The sequence below is a fragment of the Thermoactinomyces mirandus genome, from assembly GCF_013868055.1.
Classification (GTDB): Bacteria; Bacillota; Bacilli; order Thermoactinomycetales; family Thermoactinomycetaceae; genus Thermoactinomyces; species Thermoactinomyces mirandus.
In genome coordinates this window covers 25,090-36,293 of sequence record NZ_JACEOL010000076.1, presented here as the reverse complement: position 1 = coordinate 36,293, position 11,204 = coordinate 25,090, and the positions used below count along the sequence as shown (strand labels likewise).

Genomic DNA, 11,204 nt, shown 5'->3' with positions numbered 1-11,204 from the left:
CCCCGTCAGGGCATAGGTGAAGTGATCGATCACGGGAAAATCTTTCCGGTTATATGTTGCGGCCAGATGGGCTTCGGCCATCGCCATTCCCACGGCCATGGCGATTCCCTGGCCCAGCGGTCCCGTGGTCGCTTCCACCCCGTCTGTATGGCCCACTTCCGGGTGGCCGGGAGTTTTGGAACCCCACTTGCGAAATGCTTTCAAATCGTCCATGGATACGTCATAGCCGGACAGGTGCAGCAGGCTGTACAGCAGCATGGATCCGTGGCCCGCTGAAAGAATGAAGCGGTCCCGGTTGAACCATTTGGAATTTTTCGGATTGTGGTTCATAAAGTCGGTCCACAAGGTGTACGCCATCGGGGCAGCACCCATGGGCAGGCCCGGGTGGCCCGAGTTGGCTTTCTCAATGGCATCAATGGATAAGGTGCGAATTGTGTTGATCGATAGTTGTTCGACAGTCGCCAACATATGATAACTCCTTTGCTATTGGTAGTTTAATATTATCCTTTTTCATTTTATAATGAACGCATTTCAATAACTAGTAGTTAAACGTATGTTATTATGAACAAACAATACAAATAATTGTATTTACCATGTAAATCACAATATTATACATTAAAAATCCAATTATTTCATATGAAATCGGTTTCAATTTTAAAGAAAACGATGTTAAAATTGAGTTGAGAGGGGGAGGTGATATGTTGGGTTTGAACAAACGGTGCAAGGTGATTCTGGATGAACTTCTGAGTAATCCCAGCATTACAAGTATGGATTTGGAAAGGAAACACCATTTAACCAAAAGACAAATTGGTTACAGTTTGGATAAAATCAATGAATGGCTGATGACCAACAACCTTCCTGTCATAGAAAGAACCAGACGCGGCCAGTTTGTAATTGATCAAGCTGTTTTCAGCAAATTTAACCTCCTGGATGATGCAGATTCATTTCCTGTAAATACAAACATTCTTACAGAAGCACAGCGTGTCAATCTGATCATTATGATTCTGCTAAGCTCTGAAGAAGAATTGTCTTTAAATCATTTTACCTATCATCTGGATGTCAGCAAAAACACGGTGCTGAGTGATTTGAAGCGAGTGCAGAATTATTTGGATGGATATGGATTGACTATCCGCTACTCACGAAGAAAAGGTTATGTGATAGAGGGGAAAGAGTTTCAGATTCGTAAATTGCTGATCCATGTGACCGGACAGGTGCTGCAATTCAGCCATGGGGAAAATCAATTGAGAAAAATAACCGGCATTCAGGATGAGGAGATTCGCAAGTTTAAAAACCGGATTGACAGAGTAGAAGATATTCTGAATTCCAGATTCACTGATGAAAAATTGAAAGTTATGCCATATATCTTTATTTTGATATTAAAAAGAATCAGAAAAGGCAATATTATTGATTCCTTTCCGATTGAATATGACGAATTGTCCAATACAACAGAATATCAGGCAACGGAGGAGATATTGCACGGCTATAAGGATATTCCAGTAACCGAACGCCTGTTTGTTACGTTGCATCTGCTGACAACAAATGTCTTTTCAACCTTTTTTACTGACGAAACCATTCCCGATCTGATTCCGGCCATTGACAAGATGCTGAGGCAATTTGAAAAAAATGCGTGTATCTATCTGGAGAATCGGGATGAACTGATGGATAAATTGTTGCAACATATCAAACCGGCATATTACCGGATCAAATATCAGCTTACCGATAATATTCAATTTAAAGGTTCTTTCAGCAAGGAATTCCAGGAATTGCACCATCTTGTGAGACGTTCAACGGGACCACTGCAAGAATTGATCGGCAGTGATATTCCGGAGAATGAAACTGCGTATATTGCTATGCTGATCGGGGGATGGATGAACAGACAGGGGAAAAGCATTGACAAGAAAGTGAAAGCGGTTGTTGTTTGCCCCCAAGGAATCTCCGTTTCCAAGCTGTTGTTTAAAGAACTGAAAGAGTTGTTTCCCGAGTTTGTATTTCTGGATTACCTGTCGGTGCGGGAATTTATGAATTATCACCTTGACTATGATCTCGTTTTTTCTCCGACTTATCTGGAAACAGATAAAAAGCTGTTTGTCACCAAGGTGTTTCTGGGGAAAGAGGAAAAATACCGATTAAGGAAACAGGTAATGCTGGGGGTTTACGGCTATATTCCAAATCACATTAACATTGATCATATCATGGACATTGTGTCAAACTATACCAATATTCAAGACGAAAAAGCATTAAAAAATGAATTGGAAAAATATATCAACAGAGACGAAAATTCTGCGGTCGTAAACCAGACGATTCATGATTCGGATCTCCAGTTAAACCAACTAATCATATCTAAAAACATCACATTGGCCGATACTGTTGAATCCTGGGACAGTGCCATCAGGCTAAGTGCAGAACCACTAGTCAAAAGCGGGATAATTGAGCCGGATTATGTTGACGCTATGATTCGCTACAGCAAGCAGGATTCGTATATTGTGATCGGTCCGAATATGGCAATCCCGCATGCCGCTCCGGAAGATGGAGTAAATGAGGTGGGAATGAGTCTGCTGCGTGTAAAAGAAGGAATTCACTATGTGAACAAATATAAAATACATCTTGTCATTGTGATTGCGGCAAAAGACAAATACCAGCATATACACGCCTTGATGCAGCTCATGAAACTGGCTGGTTCTGATGAAGATCGCAATCAACTGATTAATGCTGACTCGGTAGAAGAAATCAGCGAGATCATAAATCTTTATTCTGTCGATTGATAAACCGGATAGAAACAAAATATTGGGGTGCAAATGATGAGTAAACTATTTTTTGACGAATCAGTTATTTTTCTGAACCTGGAAGGTGATACGGCGGAAAAAGTATTGAGAATCATGTCTGCAAATCTTGTCGAAAAAGGCTTGGTCAAGAAAAGTTTTATTCCTGCCATTTTGAAAAGAGAAAGAGAATTTGCGACAGGGCTTCCCACAGGCAGCGTTCCGGTGGCGATTCCCCATACGGACGTGGAACATGTAAAGCAAAAGTCAATCAGTGTTGCCGTCTTAAAGAATCCGGTCGATTTTGTAGTTATGGGGGAAGAAAGCAAAACAATAGCGGTAAGGCTGGTGTTTATGCTGGCCATGGATGAGGCTCACTCCCAGCTTACCTTTCTGCAAAAATTGATGCAGATTTTCCAGGAGGAAGAAATATTGAAAAAGATCGCTGAAGCAAAAGACAAAACCTTTATTAGAAGGCTGTTGGAAGAAAAACTGAACCTTGTCGCATTTAAAGGAGGTGATAAATAGTGGCGAAAAAAATTGTCCTGGTTGCTTGCGGTGCAGGAATTGCAACCTCCACCGTTGTAAACAGCGCGATTGAGCAATTGGCCAGAGACCATAATCTTGATGTGGATCTGATTCAGATCAAGATTGCTGAAGTCGGTGTGTATGAAGACAGAGCAGACCTTTTGGTAACAACAGCAATGACAAAAAAGGAATATCCGTTTCCGGTTATTAATGCACGCTCATTTCTGACCGGAGTTGGAGTGGAAGAAACCAGACAGCGGATTTTGGAAGAATTGAAGAAATAATCAGCCTTGAGAGATAGTAAGCCGGGTTTCGCGCCAGCTGCAGAAACCCCGGAATTACTATCCGTAATAGGGGGGAAAACGTAATGCAAACTTTTGTAGGGTTTATTCAGGGATTTCTGAATTTGGGGGCCACAGTTATCCTTCCGGTTGCAATCTTTATCCTGGGACTTCTTTTTGGCCAAAAACCGGGCAAAGCATTTCGTTCCGGGCTGACAATCGGGGTGGCCTTTGTCGGAATCTTTCTGGTCGTCGATTTGCTGACAGAAAATCTGGGACCTGCCGCACAGGCAATGGTTGACCGGTTGGGGGTCAGTCTAAATGTGATTGATATCGGATGGCCGGCCACATCCTCCATTGCATGGGCTTCCATTGTTGCAGCTTTTATCATTCCTCTCGGGCTAGTTGTAAACGTTGTGATGCTGCTTACCAAAACAACCAAAACAATGAACGTCGATATCTGGAATTTCTGGCACTATACATTTATGGCTGCTGTCGTTTACACCATTTCAGGCAGCATCTGGCAGGCTTTGATTGCAGCTGTGATGTTTCAGATTGTCTGTCTGAAAGTTGCAGACTGGACAACACCGATGGTCAGGGATTTTTATGAAATGCCGGGCGTTTCGGTGGCAACAGGCAGTACGATTTCTTATGCGCCGGGAATCTGGCTGGTTAAACTGGTTCAAAAAATTCCGGGGATTAAAAGTTTGCATGCCGATCCTGACAGCATCCAAAAGCGGTTTGGCATTTTTGGGGATTCCATGTTTATCGGTCTGGTTTTGGGGGCTGCTATCGGAGCACTGGCAGGGTATGAAATCGGAGAAATCATTAAAATCGGTATGTCCATGGCAGCGGTCATGATTTTGATGCCGCGTATGGTCAAGATTTTGATGGAAGGCTTGATGCCCATCTCCCAATCAGCACAAAAATGGCTGAACAAACATTTTGGAGACAGGGAAATCAATATCGGACTTGATGCGGCCGTATTGCTGGGAAATCCCGCGGTGATCGCAACAGCATTAATTTTGACACCAGTTACTGTTCTAATTGCAATCATCCTGCCCGGAAACGCGGTTCTCCCATTTGGCGATCTGGCTACCATTCCGTTCATTGTTGCTTTTATCGTCGGGGCAGCAAGAGGCAATATCGTACATTCGGTGATTGTAGGAACGATCATGATTGCGTTATCACTTTATATGGCAACGGATATCGCCCCTATCTTTACAGATATGGCCCAGGCGGCAAATATCAATTTGCCTGAAGGGTCAGCGATGACTTCAAGCATCGATCAGGGCGGTAACCTGATAAACTGGCTGATTTGGAGACTGTTCGAGATATTCAATTAATGACTGACATCGAAGAAAGCAGGGGGAGTCCAGTATGAAAGCACTGGTTAAAACAGCACCTGGATACGGAAATCTGGAAATACAGGACAAACCGGAGCCAAAACCTGGAAAAGATCAAATAAAAATCGAAGTGAAGTATGCAGGAGTCTGCGGGTCGGATATTCATACGTTTGAAGGTCATTACAAAGTGGGTGTGCCGGTTACATTGGGACACGAATTTTCAGGGGTAGTGACTGAAGTGGGAGAAGGAGTGACAGAGTTTCAAGCTGGAGACCGGGTGACTTCAGAAACCACGTTTTATATCTGCGGGGAATGCCGATATTGCAAAACCGGAGATTATAACCTGTGTAACCGCCGGAGAGGTCTGGGAACGCATCAGGACGGAGGATTTGCAAAATATTTGCTCGCCCGCAAACAGAGTGTTCACAAGCTTCCTGAAAATGTGGATTTTCAATCGGCAGCAATGACCGAACCGTTAGCCTGTACCCATCACGCTGTGGCCAAAGCAGAAATCCATGAAGGTGATCTCGTTGTTGTCATCGGTCCGGGCCCTATTGGACTGCTGGCAGCCCAAGTGGCGAAGAGCTGCGGGGCTACGGTTATTATCACTGGTTTGACAAATGACAGACAGCGGTTGGAGAAAGCGATCGAAGTGGGGACAGATTACGCCGTCAATACGGAAAAAGAAGATGTGAAAGAACTGGTCCATCAATTGACAGACGGTTATGGCGCCGACGTCGTGCTGGAATGCTCGGGTGCAGTACCTGCCGCCAAACTGGGACTTGATCTGTTGCACAAAAAAGGACAATACGTGCAAGTAGGACTCTTTGCTCAGCCTGAAGTCCAATTTGATCTGGAAAAAATCATTCAGAAAGAGATTCGGGTGTTTGGAAGCAGAAGTCAGAAGTCAGCGGATTGGGAACCATCACTGGCGTTGATGAATGAGGGAAAAGTAAATGCCAGAGCTTTGGTAACCCATATATTTGACATTACGGAGTGGGATAAGGCATATCGGGCAATTAAAAGCGGGGAAGCGATCAAGGTTTTGTTAACCCCTGTGGAATAGATATTCATGAAAGGGGAAGCAAAAGTGAATCAACAGGAGTTAATCTCGATAATTGATTATACGTTGTTAAAGCCAGGTGCCAGCAAGGCGGATCTGAAGAAATTCTGTGATGAAACCGTTGAATATGGATTCAGGACCGTTTTTGTCAACCCTTATTATGTGCCATATGCCTATAACCTGTTATCGCCTTACGGGATCAAAGTTGGCGCACCGATCGGCTTTTCGCTTGGCGGAGCGACCACCCACGCAAAAGTGGAAGAAACCGGGGAAGCGATCCGAAACGGTGCAGAAGAAATAGACATGTTGATCAATCTGGGAGCATTGAAATCCAGGGAATACGATGTTGTAAAAAAAGATATTGCTGAAGTGGTCAAAGCCTCGAAAGGGCTCACGACCAAGGTAATTATCGAAACCGGATTGTTAACAGATGAGGAAAAAATCACCGCCACCAGACTGGTGATGGAGGCTGGTGCCGACTTTGTAAAAACGGCGACCGGATTTAATGGCGGCGGTGCAGATGTAAAAGACATTCAATTGCTTCGTTCCATAGCTGGAAACAAAATCGGGATCAAAGCGGCCGGCGGCATAAAAACATACGAAGATGCTGTCAATATGGTGAAAGCCGGCGCTGATCGCATCGGTGCAAGTAGTGCCATTGCCATCATAAACGGGCAGGTTTTTGATGGCGATTATTGAAGAATGACTGAGCGATTAAGCTGGGAGCTTAATCGTTCCAACCTCTTTCAGAATTGAGGCCAAACAAGATGATAGATCAATTTTTAGATGCCATGTTGGGTCCCTTCAGAGGGATCAGTCAATTCTATATTGAGCACCAATTAATTTTTAACACAATTATCGTGGGAATAGCAATATACCAGCTGTACATGAAGAAGAAAAAGGAACGGAATGCGTCAGCGAAAGGATGATAATGTTTGAAATCGTTAAATCTTTACGGGGTGCAGGATCTGCGTTTTGAAGATTCGCCCGTGCCTGTCATAAAAAACAATGATGACGTGATTATCAAGGTAAAGGCAGTTGGTATTTGCGGTTCAGATATATCGCGTTATAAAAAGCTGGGACCATATGTGGAAGGAATGATCTTTGGGCATGAATTTTCAGGAGAAGTGGCGGAAATCGGCCCAGGTGTAGATGGGATCAAGGTTGGAGACCGGGTTGCGGCGTGCCCCACGTTTGTCTGCGGCAAATGCGATAGCTGCCTGAGCGGTCATCCTTCCCAATGTAAAAACCTTTCCGTGATCGGTGCCTATCGTCCGGGAGCATATGCCGAATATGTAAAATTACCAAAAAGCCACATCATTCCTCTTTCCGATCATGTGGATTACGATACGGCCGCACTGGTGGAGCCTTCCTCGGTGGTAGCCCACGGATTCTACCAGACAACCATTCATCCGGGGGCGGAAGTGGCCATTATGGGAGTTGGGAGTATCGGACTTTTGGCGGTGCAATGGGCCAAAATATTCGGTGCAAGCAAAGTTTATGCCATTGACATCGATGAGGCCAAATTGAAATTGGCAAAAGAACTGGGTGCGGATGTTTTGATCAATTCTCTGGAAGAATCGCCGCATAAACAATTGATAGATTATACCAATGGCAAAGGAGTGGATTTGGCTGTTGAATCAGCCGGGTCGCCAGTTACATCCGCCCAGGTATTTGCACTGCCCAAAAAAGGCGGAGAAGTCGTCTTTATGGGAATCCCCTATGCAGATATTCAAATTGAACGGTTTTACTTTGAAAAAATTGTACGGAATGAATTAAAGGTTTATGGATCCTGGAACGCAGTTTCCGCTCCGTTTCCGGGAAAAGAATGGACATCATCCGTACATTATATGGGGACAGGCCAGATCGATGTGAAACCGATGATTTCCCATCGGCTGGAACTGGAGCGGGGCCCGGCCATATTCAGGCAGATCATTAATAAAGAGATAGATTTTGTAAAAGTGTTATTTTACCCCGATAAAAAAGCGAAATAAAGGAAGGCGAAAGAGTTTGCCTGCAAATCTACAAATTGACAGATCGTAAATTGTTGAAAAAAGGTGTCTGTATTTTAGACGCCTTTTTTTCATCTGTTTTCCATACAGTGGCCTTCCTCGGGATGGAAATTAAAACCTGTTTTCCGAGGCTAATTATAGGGAAAAATATAACACTGAGAATGGAGGGATATTTTTGAGTAGTCAAATCGAAGTAAGAGATCTGACTAAAATTTTTGGCAAATCGACGAAAAAAGCCTTAAGAATGCTTAAAGAGGGAAAAAAGAAAGCCGAGATCTTCAAAGAGACGAGAGCCACTGTCGGTGTCAACCGTGCCAACTTCACGGTGGAAAGTGGAGAAATATTCGTAATTATGGGGTTGTCCGGAAGCGGAAAATCGACATTGTTGCGAATGATCAACCGGCTGATTGAGCCAACAGCCGGACAAGTTTTGATTGATAATGAAAACATTGTCGATATGCATGCTGATAAACTGCGCGAACTGCGGCGGAAAAAAATCAGTATGGTCTTCCAAAGATTTGCTCTTTTTCCGCACAAGACAGTGATTGAAAATGTGGAATTTGGTCTGGAAATTCAGGGAGAACCGGCTTCAGACCGGCGGCAAAAGGCGATGGAAAGCCTGAAACTGGTCGGTTTGGAGAATTGGGCCGACAGTTACCCCAGCCAGTTGAGCGGGGGGATGCAACAGCGTGTCGGATTGGCCAGAGCTTTGGCCAATGATCCGGATGTTTTGCTGATGGATGAGGCTTTCAGCGCACTTGACCCGTTGATCCGCAAAGAGATGCAGGAAGAACTGGTCGACCTTCAACGCGCTATGAATAAAACCATCATATTTATTACGCATGATCTGGATGAAGCTTTGCGTATTGGAGACCGTATTGTTTTGATGCGGGACGGTGAGATTGTCCAGGTCGGAACACCGGAAGAAATTCTAACATCGCCTGCCAATGATTATGTGGAACGTTTTGTAGAGGATGTTAATTTGGGAAGGGTGTTGACGGCTGAAAATATCATGCGCAAGGCGGAAACCATTATTCTGGGGAAAGACGGATTCCGGGTTGCTGCCAAAAAAATGCGGGACAAATCGATTCCTACTGTTATCGCCATTGACCGTAACCGCAAGTTTAAAGGAATTTTGAGTGCTGACAGGTTGAAAGATGCGATGAAAAAAAACAAGGCTATTGAAGAAATATTAATTACGAAAATGGTTAAAGTAAAAAGGGACACGCCATTGCAAGAGATTGTCTCTGAACTTGGACAACAAACAGACCAGACTCTTCCAGCCGTTGTCGTTGATGATGAAGACCGTCTGCTTGGGATTGTTGGGCGTGGAGCGGTTTGGGCGGCATTAGCCGGGCAAGGAGGGGATAACGAATGAGTTTGCCTAAAATCCCTCTTGCTGACTGGATTGATGTGTTGATCAAATGGATGCAGGAATACTTTGCGCCCTTTTTCGATTTCATTCAGGGAATTGTTACCCCGACAACCGATTTTTTTGAACGGATTTTATCGGTAACACCTCCATTCATAACCATTCTGTTGCTTTCCCTGCTCGTTTGGTTGTTAAGCCGTTTTCGAATTGCTGTTTTTTCACTGATTGGCTTATTACTGATCTATGATCTGGGTTTGTGGGAAACCAGTGTTGAAACGATTGCGCTGGTGTTGACGTCAACGCTCATTTCAATCATAATCGGAATTCCTTTTGGCTTGTGGGCAGGAAGCAGTGACAGGGTCAAGCAAATTGTGACCCCGATCCTGGACTTTATGCAGACGATGCCGGCATTTGTCTATTTGATCCCGGCTGTGTTTTTCTTTGCCTTGGGGGCAGTGCCTGCTGTCATTGCTTCGGTGGTATTTGCCATGCCGCCCACGATCAGAATGACCAGTTTAGGGTTGCGCCAGGTATCCAGAGAGCTGAAAGAGGCTGCCGATGCTTTTGGGGCCACTTCCTGGCAACGACTGGTGAAAGTAGAGATTCCTTTGGCCAAATCAACCATTATGGCGGGGATTAACCAGACGATCATGCTTTCCTTGTCCATGGTTGTTATCAGTTCCATGATTGGAGCCGGCGGACTGGGAGAAATTGTGCTGGAATCGATTTCCCGGCTTCAGGTGGGGCTTGGATTTGAAGCTGGTTTGGCCATTGTTGTTATCGCTATTGTGCTGGACCGGGTGACACAAAATTTGGGAAATTCAAAACCTGTCCAAACTGTCCAAAAAGGGCAGAAGAAAAAATTTCCGGTTCGGAAATGGATGTCGGTTGTCGCCGTTCTTGTTCTTATTGGTCTGGTCATTTCTGCCTATACAGACATTGGCAAGCAAAAAGAAAAGGTCACCTTGACCTATGTCAGCTGGGAATCTGAAATTGCAAGTACCAATGTTGTCAAGGAGGTACTGGAGCAGCAGGGTTACGAAGTTGACCTGCTTGAAACCCAGGCGACCCCTATGTGGCAGGGTGTGGCACAAGGGGATGCGGATGCCCATGTCGCCGGCTGGCTGCCAGTGACAGCCAAAATCATGGCGGAACAGTTTAAAGGGCAATACGAGGATCTGGGAGCCAATCTGAAAGGAGCCAGGGTTGGGCTGGTCGTTCCCAAATATGTGAAAGCCGACTCGATCGCAGAGTTAAATCAGTATAAAGATAAATTTGGCGGAAAAATTATCGGGATTGACCCGGGAGCGGGCGTGATGCAATCGACTGAGAAATTGATCAGGCAATACGGTCTGGATTATCAATTGGTCAATGGTTCGGATGCAACAATGACGGCCGAATTGTCAAAAAGGATCAGGAACAGGGAATGGATTGTGGTGGTCGGTTGGCAACCCCATTGGAAATTTGCCGAATTTGATCTGAAGTTCCTGGAAGATCCGCAAAATGTCTTTAGCGGAGAAGAAACGATTCATACCATTGCCCGCAAAGGGTTAAAAGAAGACAAGCCGGAAGTATACCAGATTCTTGACCGTTTCTACTGGACGACAAAAGATATGGAAGAAGTCATGTTGGATATCCATAAAGGAATGTCTCCGGAAAAAGCAGCCGAAAAATGGGTCAAAAACCATCCGGAAAAAGTAAAACAATGGGTAGGAAAATAAGATTCGATTATATGGAAAAGATACTGAATTCCGGATACTGAATTCCGGTATCTTTTCTTTTTTATCACATGAACGATCCGGTTTACATTAAAACCAAAAACCGGGAGTCTTTAATCTACAGT

10 protein-coding genes are annotated in these 11,204 nt (G+C 44.5%); 9 read left to right on the top strand and 1 reads right to left on the bottom strand.

Features of this window, described 5'->3' with window-relative positions; translation table 11 throughout:
• On the bottom strand, positions 1–468 hold a 468-nt coding region (locus tag H2C83_RS16865), incomplete at its 3' end, for a thiamine pyrophosphate-binding protein (RefSeq protein ID WP_512700748.1).
• A 230-nt stretch (positions 469–698) separates the two neighbouring features.
• Here H2C83_RS16865 and H2C83_RS16860 point away from each other — a divergent pair.
• The 9 genes from H2C83_RS16860 to H2C83_RS18270 all read left to right on the top strand — a co-directional run bounded on the left by H2C83_RS16860 (position 699) and on the right by H2C83_RS18270 (position 11,082).
• A complete protein-coding gene (locus tag H2C83_RS16860; RefSeq protein ID WP_246333983.1) occupies positions 699–2,762 on the top strand; it encodes a BglG family transcription antiterminator in 2,064 nt (687 codons plus the stop codon).
• Positions 2,763–2,795: 33 nt separating this feature from the next.
• Complete coding sequence (locus H2C83_RS16855) at positions 2,796–3,287, top strand: PTS sugar transporter subunit IIA (RefSeq protein WP_312853952.1); 492 nt, start codon at positions 2,796–2,798, stop codon at positions 3,285–3,287.
• Positions 3,287–3,571 carry a PTS sugar transporter subunit IIB gene (locus H2C83_RS16850; RefSeq protein WP_181742344.1) on the top strand — a complete coding sequence of 95 codons (285 nt, stop codon included), beginning with the start codon at positions 3,287–3,289 and terminating at the stop codon, positions 3,569–3,571. The genes H2C83_RS16855 and H2C83_RS16850 overlap by 1 nt, the downstream gene beginning before the upstream one ends.
• A gap of 83 nt (positions 3,572–3,654) precedes the next feature.
• Complete coding sequence (locus H2C83_RS16845) at positions 3,655–4,914, top strand: galactitol-specific PTS transporter subunit IIC (RefSeq protein ID WP_181742343.1); 1,260 nt, start codon at positions 3,655–3,657, stop codon at positions 4,912–4,914.
• 34 nt (positions 4,915–4,948) lie between these two features.
• Positions 4,949–5,980: a zinc-binding dehydrogenase gene (locus H2C83_RS16840; RefSeq protein ID WP_181742342.1), complete on the top strand. Its 1,032-nt coding sequence runs from the start codon at positions 4,949–4,951 to the stop codon at positions 5,978–5,980.
• A 24-nt stretch (positions 5,981–6,004) separates the two neighbouring features.
• Positions 6,005–6,676: a deoxyribose-phosphate aldolase gene (gene deoC, locus H2C83_RS16835; RefSeq protein ID WP_181742341.1), complete on the top strand. Its 672-nt coding sequence runs from the start codon at positions 6,005–6,007 to the stop codon at positions 6,674–6,676.
• 236 nt (positions 6,677–6,912) lie between these two features.
• The gene (locus H2C83_RS16830) at positions 6,913–7,971 is read left to right on the top strand and encodes a galactitol-1-phosphate 5-dehydrogenase (protein ID WP_181742340.1); all 1,059 of its coding nucleotides are present in this window, start codon (positions 6,913–6,915) and stop codon (positions 7,969–7,971) included.
• A 262-nt stretch (positions 7,972–8,233) separates the two neighbouring features.
• A complete protein-coding gene (locus H2C83_RS16825) occupies positions 8,234–9,367 on the top strand; it encodes a quaternary amine ABC transporter ATP-binding protein (protein ID WP_181742346.1) in 1,134 nt (377 codons plus the stop codon).
• Positions 9,364–11,082 (top strand): ABC transporter permease/substrate binding protein, encoded by a 1,719-nt coding sequence (locus H2C83_RS18270; RefSeq protein ID WP_181742339.1) that lies wholly within the window; start codon positions 9,364–9,366, stop codon positions 11,080–11,082. Before H2C83_RS16825 ends, H2C83_RS18270 begins: the two co-directional genes overlap by 4 nt.
• Positions 11,083–11,204: the final 122 nt, after the last annotated feature.

Bases quoted from the DNA above. Each gene is read 5' to 3' on its own strand.
- H2C83_RS16860 (WP_246333983.1), top strand. From the start codon at position 699: ATGTTGGGTTTGAACAAACGGTGCAAGGTGATTCTGGATGAACTTCTG.
- H2C83_RS16855 (WP_312853952.1), top strand. From the start codon at position 2,796: ATGATGAGTAAACTATTTTTTGACGAATCAGTTATTTTTCTGAACCTG.
- H2C83_RS16845 (WP_181742343.1), top strand. From the start codon at position 3,655: ATGCAAACTTTTGTAGGGTTTATTCAGGGATTTCTGAATTTGGGGGCC.
- H2C83_RS16840 (WP_181742342.1), top strand. From the start codon at position 4,949: ATGAAAGCACTGGTTAAAACAGCACCTGGATACGGAAATCTGGAAATA.
- H2C83_RS16825 (WP_181742346.1), top strand. From the start codon at position 8,234: ATGCTTAAAGAGGGAAAAAAGAAAGCCGAGATCTTCAAAGAGACGAGA.
- H2C83_RS18270 (WP_181742339.1), top strand. From the start codon at position 9,364: ATGAGTTTGCCTAAAATCCCTCTTGCTGACTGGATTGATGTGTTGATC.